Genomic DNA, 18,727 nt, shown 5'->3' on the forward strand with positions numbered 1-18,727 from the left:
ATTCAAGGGCTTTTTTAAACTTCATTTAAGAGTTATAGCTCATACCTGAAACCCAGCAAGTAAGTACGACCATAATCCTGGTAGTCGCGTACTTGCAGTGAGTTATCACCTTGTAGAGACACAAATGGCTCTTCGGTGATGTTCTGCACCTGGAAGGTCATCTCTAATCCTTCTAGGCCGGCAATACCCGACTCACCAAAGTCATACCCGATTTGCGCATCCCAAATGGTCTCACCTTGAATAGCAACCTGGTTAGTTGCAAAACCCGGTCCGTACACATCGCCTTTAAAGTCGCTACGCTTACGCATGCTGGTACGGGCACTGAAACCATAACGGTCATAATATAGGGTCAGGCTTTGAATGCTATCAGAAAGTCCCGGCAGTTCATATTCGTTACCATTTTGGTCTTCGATATCCTGCTCAACCCCGGTGTGACTGGCAAGCAAACCAAAGCCTTCAAGCTCATCGGCGAACAGGTTAAATGGCAGTGCTACAGATAGCTCATAACCCCACAGATCACCGCCGCCGCCGTTGATCTTACTGCTGCGTGAAGCGGTTTGTCTGTCTGCCGGAGGAACGATACCGGTGGCCGGATCAGGTCTGTCACCCATGTCGACAAAGTATGTCTCGTCGAATGTCCACTCTTTCAGATCCTTGTAGAAAATAGCCGCTGAGAAGTAACCCTCGTCGCTAAAGTAGTTTTCATAACTCAGATCAAAACCCACCGCCTCTTTCGGCTCAAGCTTAGTGTTACCGCCTGAAACAGACCAGAAGTTACCATTCTCATCTGGCTTGTCCGTGGCGTTGTAGCTGATCGCTACCGATGAGTTCATCTCATCCAAACGGGCACGAGAAATGGTCTTGGCCGCACCAAAACGGATCGTTTGGTCATCGGTGATCGCCACATTAAGGTTCACGCTTGGTAGGAAGTGTGAGTAATCATGGCTTACATCGATTGGCGTTGCCACCACCTGGCCATCAACCGTTGCGGCTTCAAAGCCCTGTGATGATTGCTCGGTTTTAACATAGCGAGCGCCAATATTACCGGTTACCGGCATGTCACCTAGCTCGGCGTTGATATCGGCCTGCACAAACATCGCTGTCACTTCTTCCTGTACGGTCCAAGAACGCGTCTTGTGCTTAGAGTCGTTCAAGCTTTCTTGCAACAGATCGTAGTAACCATCGTCAATCAGGGCACGGGTATCATAGGCAATCATGTCGCCCATACCAATAAAGTCGAGGCTAGCCGAACCCACACGGTACTGCTCAGGCACCATCATCATACCCGGGTTATCCAATGAGAAGCTTGAAAGCGTCATAAAGTAGCCTTCAGATAGCTTGCTCTTTTCGCGGTCCCGGTAAGAAATACCAAAGCTCACCTTGTTGAAGTAGGCATTGTCTAACAGTTTGCTGGCAGCAAGCTTTAAAGTGCTTAACTCGTCTTCAATCTCAGGAGCGTTAATAAAGCCATCCTGAGCGGCATTTTCGTATGGTGAACCGATAAGGCCGTATTTCTCATTGAGTGGTTGGCTGTAACCCCAAGTCAATGGGCCGCCCAATTGGATCAGGTTAAAGTCGCTGTAATCGAGGCCATGGGTAAATTGCGCACCCGTATTACCGCCGTTAAAGGTGTAACCCAGATCATCGGCTACGCCATTATTGTCTCCGCGGCCGGTACCCGAGTAGCTTTCGATACTCCATACCTGACGCTCTACTTCAGAACGGCTGGCGTCAAACTCGACCGACCATTCGTCGCTGATGAGGTATTCAACATTAAAGCCAAACTGAGTCAGCTCGGCGTTACGCTCTTCAAAGTCGTTACGGACGACGACGCGCTGACCTTCGGTGATGGCGCTGGTGATAAAACCCGATTGCGCATCGACTTCAACACTGTCTGGATCGATTGAGCCTTGACCCCAGGCAAAAGGTACCTCAATGCCGCGCAAGATTTTCTCATCCGAAAAATCAACGTAAAGGGCATCGAACGTCATATTTAGTTCGCTGGTCGGTGCATATTCAAGTACCAACATGGCCGAGTCACGCTCTAAGGTAGAGGAGCGCACGAAGGGTTTGGCGCCGCCTAGTACCGAATAGGTGTTGCCATCTGGGGCTTCAAGGTCCGGATAGCCCCACGAGTTCCAACGCTTCTCCTGGTTAGGTGAGCTCATAGTGGTGTAGGCAAAGGCCACGCCGAAGGTGTCATCGGCAAATTGATCAATATAAGAAAGGGTGCCACGGAAACCTTTATCGTCGCCGTCCGGGTTTAGTTTATCGAAGCTGGTTTGCTCGTACTGACCGTTAAACTGGATAACCTGCTCACCTTTACTTAAAGGACGCACGGTCTGCATGTCGATTACACCGGCAATGCCTTCGGCTTCAATCGAGGCACTCGGTGTTTTATATACGGTTACACCGCTCATAATCTCAGACGGATACAGGTCAAATTCAACACCGCGGTTATCGCTGATAGATACCTGCTCACGACCATTAAAAGTAGTGGCGCTTTCGTTTTCGCTAAAACCACGTACGCTCACGCGCGATGCACGACCGTCAAGGCGCTGCGCCGTCAGGCCGGGTAGGCGCGCGATTGACTCGGCAATCGATGAATCCGGTAGCTTACCAATGTCTTCGGCAGAAATAGACTCTACTACTTCACTGGCGAAACGCTTGGTGTTGATTGACTCAGCGACGCTGCGACGAAAGCCGCGCACTTCGATCACTTCAACCTTTTGTTGTTCTTCAGCGCTTGCCGCATCATTTTCTTGTGCCAAGGCAACATTGCTACTGGCAACCCCGGCGCTGATCAACGCAAGAGTTAGCATACTTGGTTTGAACATAGACATACTGTTTTACCCCAATTAACCATAATTTGTGGCCGAACGAGGTGGTAGTTAGCGCTGCACCAAGTTGGCTCATGTTGTTGTCGCAAAAAATACTAACTCCCGTGCTAAATTAATAACAAATTTATGCATACGTATTCAGAGGCTATAACAGGGACTTTGTTAACATTTGGATTACACGAAAAATAACACCGATATAGGCACGGCGCCAGTTGACGCAGTGTACAGCGGAACCGCATGTATAAAAGTGTTAAGTGATAGCCATTCGACTGACTAAATGGAGTAAATGTTAACAAAAGTAGAGCCTCTATCGCCGTCCAGGTCAGCCCCCGGACAAACGATAATTTGCGCATTAAACACGGTGTTAATTGGTCAGACCAAAATATAATAACACCATGGTGGTGCAAAACCCAGCCGTAACGCCCTAACCCAGTGCATCTTGATTGTTGTCCAAACAGCAACTAAGTCGCGCACGACTGACATTGGTAAGCTTGTCTTTGGGTTGATGACCTGCCCCCGGTGGAGTTCAAGAGAAGCCCGCTCCCTTACTCTATGCATACGTATCCAGCATGCATACGTATGCAGTTCTTTTACAAGCCTTTGCGGCTTGCCGTATTCTTTTCCCAGTTTGACTAATTAGGTTTTCATCTGGAGTGCGATATGGCAAACCCACAGTGGTGGAAAGGTGCGGTTATTTACCAAATTTACCCCCGTAGCTTTCAAGACACCAATGGCGATGGAATTGGCGATCTTCGCGGTATTATCAACCGCTTAGATTATATTAATGACTTAGGCGTGGATGCCGTGTGGATCTCGCCTTTTTTTAAGTCGCCCATGAAAGACTTTGGTTACGATATTAGCGACTATCGCGATATCGACCCACTGTTTGGCAACCTTGCCGACTTCGATGAGCTGATAGAAGAAGCTCATAAACGTGATATCAAGATTATTATCGATCAGGTGCTCAGTCATACCTCGGACCAACATCCTTGGTTTATAGAAAGCCGCGAAAGCAAAGACAGTGACTTAGCGGATTGGTATGTGTGGGCCGACGCCAAAGAAGATGGCACCCAACCGAACAACTGGTTATCAATTTTCGGTGGTCCGGCTTGGCAATGGGAGCCCCGTCGCGGCCAGTATTACCTGCATAACTTCTTAACCGAGCAGCCGGATCTTAACTTCCATAATCCGGACGTACGTAAGGCGGTACTGGATAATGTCGAGTTTTGGCTGAAAAAGGGTGTAGACGGCTTCCGTTTGGATGCCATTAATTTCTGTTATCATGATGCCCAACTAAGGGATAACCCGGCTAAGCCGAAGGAAAAGCGTCAGGGTCGCGGCTTTAGCGAAGACAACCCTTATGCCTTCCAGTATCACTATTACAACAACACTCAGCCAGAAAACCTTGAGTTTATGCGCGACATCCGTGCCCTGCTGGATAAATACCCGGGTACAGTAGCGCTGGGCGAGATCTCTTCGGAAGACTCGTTAGCGACCATGGCCGAATACACCGCCGGTGGCGACAAGTTGCATATGGGTTACAGCTTTGAGCTACTAACCAATGACTACAGCAGCGAATACATACGCACTACGGTAGAGACTTTAGAGGCACGTATGCTTGAAGGCTGGCCTTGTTGGGCCTTTAGTAACCACGATGTGGAGCGGGTCGCCAGCCGTTGGTCAGCAACCGGCGAAGTGCAGCCGCAGCAGGTGAAAATGCTCACGGCAATGCTCGCGTCCCTGCGCGGTAGTGTGTGCATGTATCAAGGTGAGGAGTTGGGGCTGGGTGAAGCCAGTGTGGCGTTTGAGGACCTGCAAGACCCTTACGGCATCACCTTCTGGCCGAACTTTAAGGGCCGTGATGGTTGCCGTACGCCGATGCCTTGGCAGGACGGTGAGCAAGGCGGCTTTAGTAGCGCCAAACCCTGGTTGCCGTTGAGTCCTGCGCATCTGGCAAGCAATGTGGCCACGCAGCAGCAAGATCAAGACTCCATGTTAAATGCATACCAAGAGTTTATGCACTGGCGCCGTACCAAAAGCGTGCTGCTTGAAGGTGATATCACCTTTATTGACAGCAATGAGCCGATTTTAGCGTTTCAACGAGCGCATCAGGGTGAAACTCTGCTGTGTTACTTCAACCTGGCAGCACACAGCGCACAGATCAATTTAGAGACGCAACCGGTAAAAGAGTTTAGCGAGTTAAGCCATCACACTGGCAGCCTTGAGGGAAGCACCCTTACCCTGCCCGGCTTCGGCTGCTGGTTTGCCGCGCATTAAGCTCGCTTAAAGCAAGTTTTAAATACGCTTACGAAATTCACAGTTACAAGCGTTCATCATGAAAGAGCACCATGCGGTGCTCTTTTTTTGTCTTTCTCACGGCAACCGCAGTTATGGCGATTTAATTTATCCTGACGATAAAAATAACTCACTTCTCTAAGTACCAACACTGGGCTAAAAATACAGCCATGTTGAATGGCCATGCCGACCCAGCAGCCATGGCAACTATATTAATTCCTAGAGGATAAGAATATGAAATGCCAACTTTTAAGTGTGTTATTTGCTATTAGCTTAAGCAATGCTTACGCCAGTGATGATTTACCAGTCGCCCCCGCGGAGACGATCAAGGAGTACACGCAGATGTGCCTAGACTGGGCCAAGGAAGATGACATCGACGAGCAAGGCTTGTATCAGTACGTTTTGGACTGCGTCAACGATGAGTTGACCTCTGCCGGCTACCAAACGGTAGAGAAAGTGGATATCAAATAACCACTTAGCTTATTCATAGCAAGTGCTTTCAAACGCTTGCTATAAGCCTAGGGGAAAATAAAAAGCCGCCTCAACTTAGTTGGGCGGCTTTTTTATATGCTTAAATCTTATTTGGCTTTTTTAGCAGCGGCTTTTTTCTTTTCTTCAACCACCCACTTGCCATGCTCGTAGGTTGCCTTCCAGCCCGTTGCCTTACCATCGACCTCGGTCATCACATACTGAGACTTGGTTTTACGGCTAAAGCGCACAATCGCCGGATTACCGTCCGAGTCTTCTGCAGGCGCATCGGCAAGGTAATAAAACTTAGGCGAAATACGGTCGCGGAAGCGCTGCAACTCTTCCACCTTAGGCGCTCGTGTTTCCCGTGATTTCGGGAAGGTCGAGGCGGCCAGGAATATCCCGGCAGCACCATCGCGCAACACAAAGTAGGCGTCCGATTTTTCACAGGGTAATTCCGGCAGATGGACCGGATCTTCTTTCGGTGGCGCCGGCTCGCCGTTTTTCAACAGCTTACGGGTGTTTTTACACTCTTCATTGGTACAACCAAAATACTTACCAAAGCGACCGTTTTTAAGCTCCATATCGTTGCCGCATTTATCGCACTCGATAATGGGGCCATCATAGCCCTTAAGCTTAAACTGCCCCTGCTCTATGATATAGCCGCTACAACCCGGGTTATTACCACAGACATGCAGTTTACGGTTTTCATCGATCAGGTAGGAGTCCATGGCGGTTTCACACTTAGGACAACGCTTCATCTGCATCAGGGTTGATGTTTCTACGTCTTCCACCTCGTCGGCGTTAACCGCTTCCTCACCTGGAGTCAGGTTCATGGTGGTAGTACAACGCTCTTTCGGCGGCAGGTTGTAACCGGTACAGCCTAAGAACACGCCGGTCGAGGCGGTACGAATACCCATTTTACGGCCACAGGTGGGACAATCGATATCGGTTTCCACCATTTGGTTTTGACGCATGCCGCCTTCGGCTTCATCACCACTGGCAATGCTTAGCTGGCTGCTAAAGTCCTCGTAGAAATTATCCAGCACCTGAGTCCACTGACGCTCGCCCTCGGCGATATCATCGAGACGCTCTTCCATCTTGGCGGTAAAGTCGTAGTTCATCAGCTCGGTGAAGTTCTCCACTAAACGATCGGTGACGATCTCACCCATTTTCTCGGCAAAGAAGCGGCGGTTTTCAACGCGCACATAGCCGCGGTCCTGAATGGTGCTGATAATAGCGGCATAGGTAGAAGGTCGGCCAATGCCACGCTTTTCAAGTTCTTTAACCAGGCTGGCTTCGCTGTAACGCGCCGGCGGCTTGGTAAAGTGCTGCTGCGGATCAAGCTCAACCAAGGACAGCTCATCACCCACTGCCAATGCCGGCAGCGCCTGCTCTTCTTCATTCTTTTTACGTACAGCAGGTTGCACCCGAGTCCAACCGTCAAAGCGCATCACTCGGCCCTTGGCTTTAAGCTCAAAGTCACCGGCCTCAACACGAATGGTGGTTAAGTCGTACTGTGCAGGAACCATCTGACAAGCCACAAACTGACGCCAGATCAGCTCATAGAGCTTCTTGGCATCGGCATCGACGCCTTCAACGTGCCCTGAAAGCACCTTAACATCGGAAGGACGAATCGCTTCGTGCGCTTCCTGGGCATTGCCTTTGGCGCTGTAGATATTCGCTTTTTCCGGTAGGTAATTGGCACCGAAGTTATCGTTAACATAGTCGCGACACATGTTGATGGCGTCTTGCGACAGATTGGTCGAGTCGGTACGCATATAGGTGATATAACCGGCTTCGTACAGACGTTGCGCCAGCATCATGGTTTTCTTTACGCCATAACCCAGGCGCGTACTGGCGGCCTGTTGCATGGTCGAGGTAATAAAGGGCGCACTTGGACGGCTTTTGCTCGGTTTTTCTTCTACTTCGCTGACCACATAACGCGCGTCTTGTAGCAACGCCGTAGCCGCATCAGCCTGTTCTTTATTAACAGGTTTGAATGCCTGACCTTGTTGTTTGCTAACCAACAAGCGCAACGCTTCTTCTTTGGCACTCACATCGGCATGGATATCCCAAAACTCCTGCGGGATAAAGGCCTTAATTTCACGCTCACGCTCAACTAACAAGCGTACCGCAACGGACTGCACACGACCGGCAGACAAGCCTCGGGCGACCTTTTGCCAAAGCAGAGGCGACACCATAAAGCCCACCACACGATCAAGGAAACGACGCGCTTGCTGCGCTTGGACCATGTCGGTGTTGAGTTCGCCGGGAGCAGAGAAGGCTTGTTGAATGGCGTTCTTGGTGATTTCATTGAACACCACACGCTTATATTTGTCTTTATCGCCACCGATGATCTCTTCCAGGTGCCAAGCAATGGCCTCCCCTTCTCTATCCAAATCGGTTGCGAGATAGATTTCATCGGCATCTTGCGCTAGCTTTTTCAGCTCCTGAACCACCTTCTCTTTTCCGGGAAGGATTTCATAATGGGGCTGCCAGCCTTTTTCCGGATCGATACCCATGCGCGCAACTAGGTTTTGGTAGTCTCGCTTCTTTTTATATGCCGCCTTTTCTTCCGCGCCATTTTTCGTACTTCTGCCGGAGACTTACCTGCAGGTGCTTTGGCTTTACCCGAGCCAGACGTCGGCAAGTCACGGACGTGACCAACGCTGGACTTAACGATGTAGTCCTTACCCAGGTATTTATTGATTGTTTTTGCTTTTGCAGGAGACTCTACAATGACTAGCGATTTGCCCATAATAGCCTAAGTTGACCCATCTCTTGTATGTAATGACTGCCCTTGTCCTGGGCACGAATAAATATAGGTATATCTACTATCACCCATTGTTACAAGCTTTAACACTAAACTTTTATCCAACCAGTGATTTTTTAACCAGCGCTTGCTGCGCTTTTAACCAGGGGCGAATTATGTAAAATAGCGCCCCTTGGCAAATTCGGGGCAAATATATAGGAATAAAAACAAAATTGCCAACCGCGACCCCTCCATTTACCACTAAAGGTGAAAAAAGGCCTGTTTATTCGCTGTTCACCGCCTAACAAAACGTTTCTGACAGCCTGCTTAATTAGCGCGCATATTGATAAAAAGTTATCGTTTTTCGCTGCATTAAAGCCGGTTCGCTGATAGGCTATAGCAAAATTATTATAATGAAGTTGAATGTTACTTATGTCTTCACAAGGTTCATTAAGCCTCACCACACGCATTATGCTGGGTATGGGACTGGGAGTATTTGTTGGCTTCCTGTTCAAATTCATACTCGGCGGTGAACAAGAATTACTGCTTAATTTAGGGCTTTTCTCCCTGCCTGTAAAAGCATTTTTCGTCGATGGATTGCTCCATATAGGCGGACAAATCTTTATCGCCAGCTTAAAAATGCTGGTAGTGCCCTTAGTGTTTGTGTCTTTGGTATGCGGTACCTGTAATCTCAGCGATCCAAAGACCCTGGGACGCCTGGGCGGCAAATCCATCGTCATGTATCTTGCCACCACCGCCATTGCCATTACCGTCGCCATTACCCTGGCTCTGCTGTTTAACCCAGGTGAAGGCATTGCCCTGCCCCATGATGCAAACTTCGATGCCAAGCAGGCTCCGACCCTGGCGCAGGTGATTATCGGTATGTTCCCGACCAATCCAATCGATGCCATGGCCAACGGTAACATGCTGCAGGTCATCGTGTTCTCATTGCTTTTTGGTGTTGCTATGGCACTGAGCGGCGAAGCGGGACAGCGCCTTAGCGCGATTTTCGAAGACCTAAATAATGTCATTCTTAAGCTGGTGACTCTGCTTATGAATATCGCCCCATACGGGGTGTTCTGTTTGATGGCGAAATTATTTACCACCATTGAAATCGGTCTAATTTGGAGCCTGGCAAAGTACTTTGGCATCGTTATTGCTGCACTGCTTATTCATGCTTTGGTAAACTATTCGATTATATTCAAACTCTTTACCGGCCTGAGCTCAGTTAGGTTCCTGGCGCAAATGAAAGACACCTGTCTGTTTGCATTCAGTACCTCAAGTTCCAGCGCAACCATGCCGGTGACCCTTGAAACGGCCACCAAAAAGCTAGGTGCCAGTAACTCGGTGGCTTCTTTCACTGTGCCACTCGGCGCGACCATCAATATGGATGGCACCGCCATTATGCAAGGTGTGGCTACGGTGTTTATCGCCCAGGTGTTCGCCGTTGATCTCACCATTTCCGACTACCTAATGGTTATTCTTACCGCCACCCTGGCTTCGGTAGGCACCGCTGGCGTGCCCGGTGTCGGCCTTATTATGCTGGCCATGGTACTGAACCAGGTGGGTCTGCCGGTAGAAGGGATTGCCCTGATCATAGGCGTTGACCGTCTGCTCGATATGACCCGCACCGCGGTGAACGTCACCGGTGACTGTATGGTAACCTGTGTCGTAGCCAAATCAGAAGGCCAGCTTGATGAAGCCGTGTTTAACGATTTAGAGTCGGCGAAAGAGCTCGAAGAATATAAGCCTAAAGCACAGAGTTAACGCCGCTGGCTAATACTCTCGCCCATAAAAAAGCCTCGCTATCCGCGAGGCTTTTTTAATTCAGGTTTTAAAATTAAGGTCTTAACCCTTTACTTTTACTCCAAAGACGCATGCCCAGGTGCTCTATGCTGATGGCAAAGTTTTTCGCCACCTTCTCGGCCAATCCTTTTTTCTGTTTATAGGTTACCTTGTAGGTCTGATAATCCTTCACCAAACTCAAAAGCTCATCATCGCTGGTACTGATCCTGTCCACCAAGCCCTTGTTAAGTGCATCCAGGGCGAACCAATGCTCGCCGGTGGCCACTTGCTCCATATCTAAGACGGGACGATGCTGAGCGACAAACTGTTTAAACAAGACATGGGTTTGTTCGATTTCTTCGCGAAATTTTTCTCGACCCGCATCGGTATTCTCACCAAACAGAGTGAGGGTGCGTTTATATTGACCGGCGGTGATCTGTTCAAAATCAATATCGTGCTTCTTCAATACCTTATTAAAGTTGGGGATTTGCGCGATCACGCCAATCGAACCAACAATAGCAAAAGGCGCGGCAATGATCTCATCGGCCACACAGGCCATCATATAGCCGCCGCTGGCAGCAACCTTATCTATGGCCACGGTCAGTTTAATACCTGCATCTTTCAGGCGCTGTAGTTGAGATGCACCTAGGCCATAGCCGTGTACCACGCCACCGCCGCTTTCCAACCGCACCAACACCTGATCCTTTTCTTTATCCGCCAAACTAATAATGGCGCTCACTTCCTGGCGTAGGCACTCCACCTCATGGGCATCCATTGAGCCTTTAAAGTCAATCACATAGAGTCTGCCTTTGGGCTCTTTATCCGCTTCTTCCTTGGCCGCCTGTTTACGCTCTTTATTAAGTATCTTCAGCGCCTTTTTATCCAAGGTATTGTCTAGGAAGTCATCCTTTATCTGCTTCATTTCCTTCGATAAATCATCAACTTCCAAAAAACCAGGTTTACTTTTTGGCTTTGCCGCGGCGCCTACAATAAGCGCAATCACCACGCCTATGGCTAACACTATGGTCAGGGCTTTAGCCAAAAACAGGCCGTATTCGAATAAGTATTCCACTGAAATTCCTCTTAAATTAGGTATGCAGGCAATGTAACACAGCGTACAGGCATACAAAAAGCCGCACCCTAGGTACGGCTTATCTCTTTACTAAGTAGCCTTATTGAGCAATCACAGAGGTATCTGTGATAGGCAGCACCGTGCCCTTGGTTGCAAGATAAGTAGCAAACTGACGTTGCATTTCGGCATTAGCCGCCGCACTGTTTTGCGCATCTTCCTCGGCTGAAGAACTCAAGCTAGCCGACGGATCTGGCGCTGGCGTGAGTAGCGAACCATGGTGACCCTTGGCATAGCGCACCAGGTAGCTTGCCGGCTCTGGCGTCATTTGCATTTCGGTGGCCACAGAGGCACCCATCAATAACGACAGCGGGATCGTACCGGCAATTGGGTTGGTTGCCACTTGCACCGGAACTACTGTGTCAGGTTTTGTTGTCATACCATCGCCGACAACTGCGGTCGTTAATACCGGCGTGCCCTGAGCATTGACGCGCATGGCGTAGTTGGTTGGGTCACCTGCGTCGATAAGGGTCTGCGCCGCAAAGGAGAACTCGCTGACCAGGTCTTGAATGCTCGCCAGGCTGGCACTGTCGCCCGTAGCGTTAAGCGAAGCCAGGAAAGCCTGATAACTACAGGTTACATAGGCTTCTTGGTTTTCTACATACTGGGCACAGCTGGCCAGGGCACCGTCTTGCAAGAAGGCATTAAAAGTGGCCGATTCTGCCGTTCCCGCACCTAGCAATACCGAGCCCTGAATAAAGGGTCCAAAGGTGTCAGAATTAAGCAGAATGCTGGCTGCACCGCCACCGCCACTGCTCAGCGCTGCGGTATGAACCTTGAATAATGGGTCTATCTGAGGTGCCAGCGGCGTATTGGTTGTTGCCAGGAACGAAGGCGACACAATAGAGCCCATGGAAATGGCACCCAGGCTCACGTCTTGGGCGTTTAGTTCTGGGTCACCACTGAAGTTTAAGGCCAAACGCAGACCCAATAGATCCGCCGTTGACTGGCGTACATTATCACGACCTACTAATAATGATTGCAGGTTCATATAGGCCAAAATAGAGCCAGTGGTGGCATTGAAATCGTCTTTACCATCATGATCAACGTCAATGCCGCGCTCACCGTGCGCCGGTAAATCGATGGCCACGGTTGCCAAGCCTTGCAGGCTAAGCGCACCAGTTAGTGCCAGCATGTCTTCTTTTTTACGGGTAATGCCGTGTTGTAAGATAACCACGGGCCAGCCGCCTTCCGGCATCGTCATGGCCGGTAAGCCTAACTGGCCGCGAATCGTGTTAAGGGTTGCCAAATCGCTCGGCTTGGTGATTTGCACCGGAATATTGGCGTAACTTTGTACTTTAGGGATCTTGTTGTATTTGGTGAGGTGACGCTTATCATCAAGACCAAGATCGCGCAGCAGGCCGCCACTTAAGGTGTAACAAAAACCGTCCTCGGCAGTTAATGGCTGCTCTGGGAAGGCTTCACCTACTTCAGCTTTATACGCCATTACCGCTACGGCATTGTCACAGGCGCCCTGCCAGTAAATGTCTTTTAGATCGCTAAGCTCGGTACCTTTTGGCGTCTTAATATAATTAGGAAGTACCACACTCCCCTTTTCATAGCTCACCGCGTTAAACATCATAGGAACATTCTGCATCCCTTGTGACGCGAACACCTGACCGACGGTAATAAGCGGCTGTTCCGGAATTTGTACCGCAGGAGTCGGCAGGCTTGGCTCTTGCAATGAGGCCGCCAGGATACTCTTAATGGTATTGAGGATCTCACCAGCCGATTGCATGGTCATGGCCGCCGAATAGATGATATCGTCTTTATTTAAATCGGTGCTGCCGACAATGACATTCTCATAACTGTTTAGCACGGCTTGCAGTGATTTTTGCTCGGGAGTCACCAGCGGCTCTTCACCGCTTGCTAGAGCATAAGTTGACGAGGGCGCGATAGAGCGACCTTCACTGTCTTTGAGACCCGTGGTCAATACCGTGATGTAAGAGCGACCTTGGGTAAAGGGTTTTAAAGGCACCACGGCAACCGCATCGCCACTGCCCTGAGTAATAAAATCTACGCCAAAATTTAATTCTTTCACAAACTCACAGGCGATACCGGCAGGCACGGCCGCACAGGTCTGCGAGCTTTGATCTGCGCCCATCACCACTTCAAAAATACGCACACTGCCCGGGGTAGCCGCCGAGGTTGCGTCCAGACTTACACCGGCTGCGAAGCTTAAATCGATTTTAAATGGGGTTTGCGTTGACCAACCGTCCAGGGCACCTAAGGCCAGCTGAGGGCTGCTGTAATCATCTCCCTCGCCAGGAATCGCTAACGTGCCATCTTGAGTGCCGCTAAAAAGCAGGTCGTTAGGAACCGACACCTTGCCGTTACTGGGGTCAAAAACCACGGTGGATTGCGGGATTACAGTCGGGGTCTCTGTTTTGATTTCTTCGAGCGTGTCTTCGCTGCCACAGCCAGCGAGAGCAGAAGCTACAGCGAGAGAAAGTAGCATTTTTTTCATTGTGTTGGCTCCAAACCTATTCTTATTGTTCTGCGCAAATAATGTTAATCAAAAGGATAGAAAATCGTTAATGACACATTAGACCAGTTTAACTTATCGTAAACAGGTACGTTTCGCTACTTAAATTTGTAATAAATCACTTACTTGTTTATTGACTGTGGTAAAATCCCGCAAAAATCATGCACTGGGTGCTACAGCTATGCAAAACTACAATGCAAGTGCGAATGCATTAGACCAAAAAGTAATCCTTGTTACCGGCGCTGGTGACGGCATTGGCCGTGTCGCCGCCCTGACTTATGCCAAACACGGCGCTACCGTGATCTTGCTGGGTAAAACCACCAAAAAATTGGAGGCCGTGTACGACGAAATCGTCGCCGCTGGCTACCCGCAGCCCGCGATTGTACCTCTTGATTTAAAAGGTGCGACCAAGCAAAACTATCGCGATCTGGCTGCCACCATAGAACAACAATTTGGCAAGCTTGATGGCCTGTTAAACAACGCCAGCATCTTGGGCTCACTGGGCCCTCTTGAGCACTTTTGCTCATCGACCTTTGAAAGCATTATGAAGGTCAATGTCACCGCCCAGGCTTTGCTTACCAAAGCCATGTTCCCTGTGCTGCGTAAGGCGCCACATGCGTCAATTATCTTTACCTCATCGGGCGTAGGCCGCGAAGGCCGTGAATTTTGGGGTGCATACGCTATCTCTAAATTCGCCACCGAAGGCATGATGCAGACCTGGTCTAAGGAAGTGGGTAAAACCAATATCCGCATCAACTGCATTAACCCAGGGGCGACCCGCACAAGCATGCGTGCCAGCGCCTTCCCAGGTGAAGACAGAGATAAATTGGCGACCCCTGAAGATCTTATGCCGACTTACCTTTACCTGATGAGTGATGACTCAATCGAGGTAAACGGTCAATCGCTGGATGCACAAGTGAAAAAGTAACCCGACCGGTTTACTTAGCTCAAAAATAAAAAACGCCGTTTAATACGGCGTTTTTTATTAGCTGTTGCGCAGGGACTACCTGCGTTTCTTTTGCTGCTGCACACGTTGATTGTGCTTTTTCTCCGCCTTACGAATACGATTCACCTGGGCGCGCTTGTCCTTACGCTTAGGCTGCATCTGCTCAACGGTTAACTTGGTTTGCTTCTCTGGACGCAGGCCTACACTTTTGCGCAAATAGTTGACCCGACCCAATTCCAGCTCTTCCCAGCCGCCTTGAGGTAAACGTTTGTTGAGCTCCAGCTCGCCATAGCGCACGCGAATAAGACGGGATACTTCCACGCCCTGCGATTGCCACATACGACGTACTTCACGATTACGGCCTTCGCTCAGGGTGACGTTAAACCATTTATTGATCCCCTCACCACCCATGGGCTTGATGGTATGAAAGCGTGCAGGGCCATCGTCAAGCTCCACGCCCTTGGTCAGGGTACGCAGAGTTTCATTGGTGACATCACCGAAAACGCGCACCGAATACTCACGTTCAATTTCATAACTGGGGTGCATCAGGCGGTTTGCCAATTCACCGTCATTGGTAAACAGTAACAGGCCCGAGGTATTGATATCCAAACGGCCGATAGCAATCCAACGATCGCCGTCGATACGCGGCAGGCGGTCAAACACGGTACGACGCCCTTCCGGGTCTTTACGGGTACACAACTCGCCCTCGGGTTTATGGTACATCAATACTCGGCAAATACGCTCTGCCGGCTGCTCAATCTTGACAATATGACCGTCAACACGGATTAATTGGGTGGGTTCGACTCGGTCGCCCAAACGCGCCACCTTGCCATCAACACTGACACGGTTAGCTTCGATGTACTTTTCCATCTCACGACGGGAACCGACACCGGCTCGGGCTAACACTTTTTGTAACTTTTCACTCATTAAGATGGTTCTCTCACAGAAGGATCATGTAATAGTTGCTCTATCTGGCTATGCTGCTGTGGCGGCAAGGGCGGTAATTGCTCCAGGCCAGATAAAGAAAAATAGTCTAAAAACTCGTTGGTAGTGGCATACAGGGCGGGTCTTCCCGGCACCTCTTTATGGCCCACAACTTTTACCCACCCCCGCTCCTGCAGGGTTTTCATAATATTGCTGGCCACGGTCACTCCGCGCACCTGCTCAATTTCGCCACGGGTTATGGGCTGGCGATAGGCGATTAACGACAAGGTTTCTAGCAGCGCCCGCGAATACTTAGGCGCACGCTCAACAAACAACTGGCTTAGCCAAGGGCTGAGGCTGCTGCAGGCCTGAAAGCGATACCCCGACCCCACCTGAACCAGGCGAATGCCGCGAGTTTGATAGTGATTTTCTATACTCTCCAGGGCCTGGTTTAACCGCTTGGGCGCCACGCTGATATCACTGAGTACGGTTTCTTTTAGTTGTTTTTTTGTCAGTGGTTGCGGTGACACAAAAATCGCCGCTTCAATGAGCTCGATCAGTTGCTCATCACTAATACGTCTGCTGCTCATGACTGCACCTCCGTCGCAGCGGCTATTATGGCAGAGCCTCGGCCGTAGGCAAAGGGGAACATGCCTCTTCCTGTGGTTTTAAGCGCACATGAATGAGCGCATCGCTACCGGCCTGTTGGCATAAAATCAGCCCCTCTTTGGTCAACTCTAAAATAGCGATAAAGGTGACTACAACACCTGCTCGGCCTTCGGAGACGGTAAATAAGGCATGAAAGTCGAGATAACCCGGCGCCTGTTGCAGCCGTGCGAGAATATCGCTCATCCGCTGTCTAGTAGACAGTTGTTCCGGGCTAATATGATGATGCTCGAAGGTTTTTGCCCTCGCCATCACATCACTGAGCGCCAGCATCAGATCCTGCATGGAGACATCGGGCATCAAGGGCTCGGGCTTGGCCTGCTCGTCAACCAAAGCATGGGCGGTAAAAATATCCCGCTCCAGCCGTGGAATTTCATCGAGACGCTCGGCGGCCTTTTTAAATTGTTCGTATTCTTGCAGACGACGCACCAGCTCGGCACGAGGATCTTCCTCGTCCTCCCCCAACTCCTGATGTACCGGCAGCAACAGGCGCGATTTGATTTGCGCCAACAGCGCCGCCATCACCAGGTATTCTCCCGCCAGTTCAAGCTGAAACTCACGCATCATCTCCACATACTTCATGTATTGCTCTGTGATGCTAAACACCGAGAGCTCCAGCACATCGAGTTTATGCTTTTTGATCAGATATAAAAGTAAGTCAAGCGGACCTTCAAAGGTCTCCAGCACCACCTCGAGGGCATCCGGGGGAATGTACAAGTCTTCCGGCTTTTCTATCATGGCTTCGCCGCGAATAAAGGCCAGAGGTAACTTTTGCTGCTGGGGTAGAACGTGCTCTGTCATTGAAATGGACTTGGATCACCACAGCCAACGCGCAGTACTTCAATATCGTCCTCGGACATATCGACGACGGTCGTGGCCTGCTCGCTTAAATAACCGCCATGAATAATGACATCCACCTGTTTTTCCAAACGCAGACGAATTTCATCTGGGTCCGACTCGGTAAACTGATCACCGGGTAGAATCAGCGAGCAACTCATCAAGGGTGCGCCCAACTCTTCGAGCAGAGCCTGACTGATAGGATGGTCACTGACGCGAATACCTATGGTTTTCTTTTTCTCATTGAGCACCCGGCGCGGTACTTCTTTGGTGCCCTTTAAAATAAAGGTATAGGGTCCCGGGGTATTGTTTTTAATGAGACGAAACATCTGGTTGTCGACCCGAGCATAGGTGGCAAGTTCGGATAAATCGCGGCACATCAGGGTAAAGTTATGATGCTTTTCGATGCCACGAATGCGAGTGATGCGTTCCTGCGCTTGTTTCTCCCCGAGCTGACAGCCGATGGCATAACCTGAGTCGGTTGGGTATACCACCACCCCACCTTGGCGAATAATGTCCGCCGCCTGCTGAATAAGGCGACGCTGCGGGTTTTGCGGATGGATATGAAAAAACTGACTCATTGCTGTCCTTGTAATTCAATTATGGTTCTGACCGCCAGCGTTGCCATACGCCTTCGCAGTCTTTTGGTAAGTATAGGTTCTTTCCTAATTCTATGTAAGGTAAAGGGAAATGGAAATCTGAACCCTGTGAGCATAGGAGTCCATGCTCGCGCGCCAACTGGCCTAAAAACTGTCGCTCACATGGGGCTTGCTGGGTTTGCGCCACTTCCATGGCATCGCCACCGAGTGCGCTAAATTCAGCAAGCAGCTTACGTAACCACTTGTTCGAAATTTTATAACGCCCGGGGTGAGCCAAAACGGCCTGACCACCGGCACTGTGAATGGCGTCTACGGCGGTGCCCATATCGCACCAAGTGCTAGGTACATAACCTGTGTTACCGCGACTGAGGTATTTTTTAAACACCCCCTGCATGGTTTTAGCCGCTCCCTGCGCCACCAGCACCCGGGCAAAGTGGGCACGGGTTACCTGGGCTTTTTCGGCCAGCGCCAAGGCCTGTTCATGAGTATTTTCAAAACCGGCCTTATCGAGACGTTCACCTATTTTCGCCGCACGTTCTCTGCGCTTTTGCTGCTGTTGACCGAGCAATTCGTTGAGTTGTTCGGTTTCGGTGTCGACCTGCAAACCAACGATATGAATTTCAAAACTATGCCAGCGGGTGGAGATCTCCACGCCCGGCACCAAAGTCAGGGGCAAGTCCAATTCACGAATGGCCGCTTGCGCCGGTGCAATACCGGCGATGGTATCATGATCGGTCAAGGCCAATACATCCACACCCTTATCGGCGGCACGCTGCACCAACTCGGTGACACTAAGCTTGCCATCGGAAAATTGACTGTGGCTATGGAGATCATACTTCAACGCGGTTATCCCATTTGGTAATACTGTTAAGACCCAGCCAGTGTACCATTTTATCGCCGCTGGCGCGGCAACAAAGTTTTCTTTGTATTTTTATACTCTTCGGGGTTGACACTAATGTCGAGGTAAGTTCTACTAAACGACATAAATTAATCGGTTC

12 protein-coding genes and 1 pseudogene are annotated in these 18,727 nt (G+C 50.0%); 4 read left to right on the forward strand and 9 right to left on the reverse strand.

Features of this window, described 5'->3' with window-relative positions; translation table 11 throughout:
• Positions 1–32: 32 nt before the first annotated feature.
• Positions 33–2,843 carry a TonB-dependent receptor gene (locus C2M29_RS11425; protein ID WP_105189894.1) on the reverse strand — a complete coding sequence of 937 codons (2,811 nt, stop codon included), beginning with the start codon at positions 2,841–2,843 and terminating at the stop codon, positions 33–35.
• 657 nt (positions 2,844–3,500) lie between these two features.
• On the opposite strand from C2M29_RS11425, the gene C2M29_RS11430 reads away from it, so the two are divergent.
• Positions 3,501–5,117, forward strand: coding sequence for an alpha-glucosidase family protein (locus tag C2M29_RS11430; protein ID WP_105189895.1), 1,617 nt, complete (start codon positions 3,501–3,503; stop codon positions 5,115–5,117).
• A gap of 252 nt (positions 5,118–5,369) precedes the next feature.
• Positions 5,370–5,606, forward strand: a complete 237-nt coding sequence (locus tag C2M29_RS11435; protein ID WP_105189896.1) for a hypothetical protein — start codon at positions 5,370–5,372, stop codon at positions 5,604–5,606.
• Between the two features lie 107 nt (positions 5,607–5,713).
• Here the strand turns inward: C2M29_RS11435 and topA are convergent.
• Positions 5,714–8,364: pseudogene (gene topA / locus C2M29_RS11440) on the reverse strand (type I DNA topoisomerase).
• A gap of 426 nt (positions 8,365–8,790) precedes the next feature.
• Between topA and C2M29_RS11445 the strand changes: the two are divergent.
• Positions 8,791–10,125, forward strand: coding sequence for a dicarboxylate/amino acid:cation symporter (locus C2M29_RS11445; protein ID WP_105190254.1), 1,335 nt, complete (start codon positions 8,791–8,793; stop codon positions 10,123–10,125).
• A 73-nt stretch (positions 10,126–10,198) separates the two neighbouring features.
• Here the strand turns inward: C2M29_RS11445 and sohB are convergent, their stop codons facing one another.
• The gene (gene sohB / locus C2M29_RS11450; protein WP_105189897.1) at positions 10,199–11,215 is read right to left on the reverse strand and encodes a protease SohB; all 1,017 of its coding nucleotides are present in this window, start codon (positions 11,213–11,215) and stop codon (positions 10,199–10,201) included.
• Positions 11,216–11,315: 100 nt separating this feature from the next.
• Positions 11,316–13,739, reverse strand: coding sequence for a VolA/Pla-1 family phospholipase (locus C2M29_RS11455; protein WP_105189898.1), 2,424 nt, complete (start codon positions 13,737–13,739; stop codon positions 11,316–11,318).
• A gap of 199 nt (positions 13,740–13,938) precedes the next feature.
• Between C2M29_RS11455 and C2M29_RS11460 the strand changes: the two genes are divergently transcribed.
• The gene (locus C2M29_RS11460) at positions 13,939–14,685 is read left to right on the forward strand and encodes a YciK family oxidoreductase (protein WP_105189899.1); all 747 of its coding nucleotides are present in this window, start codon (positions 13,939–13,941) and stop codon (positions 14,683–14,685) included.
• A 75-nt stretch (positions 14,686–14,760) separates the two neighbouring features.
• Here the strand turns inward: C2M29_RS11460 and rluB are convergent, their stop codons facing one another.
• From rluB to rnm, 5 genes are read right to left on the reverse strand one after another with little or no spacing between them, the layout of a single operon-like run.
• Positions 14,761–15,630 carry a 23S rRNA pseudouridine(2605) synthase RluB gene (gene rluB, locus C2M29_RS11465; RefSeq protein ID WP_105189900.1) on the reverse strand — a complete coding sequence of 290 codons (870 nt, stop codon included), beginning with the start codon at positions 15,628–15,630 and terminating at the stop codon, positions 14,761–14,763.
• Positions 15,630–16,217 (reverse strand): SMC-Scp complex subunit ScpB, encoded by a 588-nt coding sequence (gene scpB / locus C2M29_RS11470; protein ID WP_105189901.1) that lies wholly within the window; start codon positions 16,215–16,217, stop codon positions 15,630–15,632. Before scpB ends, rluB begins: the two co-directional genes overlap by 1 nt.
• 25 nt (positions 16,218–16,242) lie before the next feature.
• Complete coding sequence (locus C2M29_RS11475; RefSeq protein WP_105189902.1) at positions 16,243–17,094, reverse strand: segregation and condensation protein A; 852 nt, start codon at positions 17,092–17,094, stop codon at positions 16,243–16,245.
• Positions 17,091–17,711 carry an L-threonylcarbamoyladenylate synthase gene (locus C2M29_RS11480; RefSeq protein ID WP_105189903.1) on the reverse strand — a complete coding sequence of 207 codons (621 nt, stop codon included), beginning with the start codon at positions 17,709–17,711 and terminating at the stop codon, positions 17,091–17,093. Before C2M29_RS11480 ends, C2M29_RS11475 begins: the two co-directional genes overlap by 4 nt.
• A gap of 19 nt (positions 17,712–17,730) precedes the next feature.
• Positions 17,731–18,570 carry an RNase RNM gene (rnm, locus tag C2M29_RS11485; protein ID WP_105189904.1) on the reverse strand — a complete coding sequence of 280 codons (840 nt, stop codon included), beginning with the start codon at positions 18,568–18,570 and terminating at the stop codon, positions 17,731–17,733.
• Positions 18,571–18,727 lie beyond the last annotated feature (157 nt).

Origin of the sequence: Pseudoalteromonas sp. T1lg48 (assembly GCF_002964785.1) — a bacterium.
Taxonomy (GTDB): Bacteria; Pseudomonadota; Gammaproteobacteria; order Enterobacterales; family Alteromonadaceae; genus Pseudoalteromonas.

What these genes read in the sequence shown, in the direction of transcription:
- C2M29_RS11430 (WP_105189895.1), top strand. Translation starts at nt 3,501, where the DNA reads ATGGCAAACCCACAGTGGTGGAAAGGTGCGGTTATTTACCAAATTTAC.
- rluB (WP_105189900.1), bottom strand. Translation starts at nt 15,630, where the DNA reads ATGAGTGAAAAGTTACAAAAAGTGTTAGCCCGAGCCGGTGTCGGTTCC.
- C2M29_RS11425 (WP_105189894.1), bottom strand. Translation starts at nt 2,843, where the DNA reads ATGTCTATGTTCAAACCAAGTATGCTAACTCTTGCGTTGATCAGCGCC.
- C2M29_RS11480 (WP_105189903.1), bottom strand. Translation starts at nt 17,711, where the DNA reads ATGAGTCAGTTTTTTCATATCCATCCGCAAAACCCGCAGCGTCGCCTT.
- C2M29_RS11435 (WP_105189896.1), top strand. Translation starts at nt 5,370, where the DNA reads ATGAAATGCCAACTTTTAAGTGTGTTATTTGCTATTAGCTTAAGCAAT.
- C2M29_RS11475 (WP_105189902.1), bottom strand. Translation starts at nt 17,094, where the DNA reads ATGACAGAGCACGTTCTACCCCAGCAGCAAAAGTTACCTCTGGCCTTT.
- scpB (WP_105189901.1), bottom strand. Translation starts at nt 16,217, where the DNA reads ATGAGCAGCAGACGTATTAGTGATGAGCAACTGATCGAGCTCATTGAA.
- C2M29_RS11455 (WP_105189898.1), bottom strand. Translation starts at nt 13,739, where the DNA reads ATGAAAAAAATGCTACTTTCTCTCGCTGTAGCTTCTGCTCTCGCTGGC.
- C2M29_RS11460 (WP_105189899.1), top strand. Translation starts at nt 13,939, where the DNA reads ATGCAAAACTACAATGCAAGTGCGAATGCATTAGACCAAAAAGTAATC.
- C2M29_RS11445 (WP_105190254.1), top strand. Translation starts at nt 8,791, where the DNA reads ATGTCTTCACAAGGTTCATTAAGCCTCACCACACGCATTATGCTGGGT.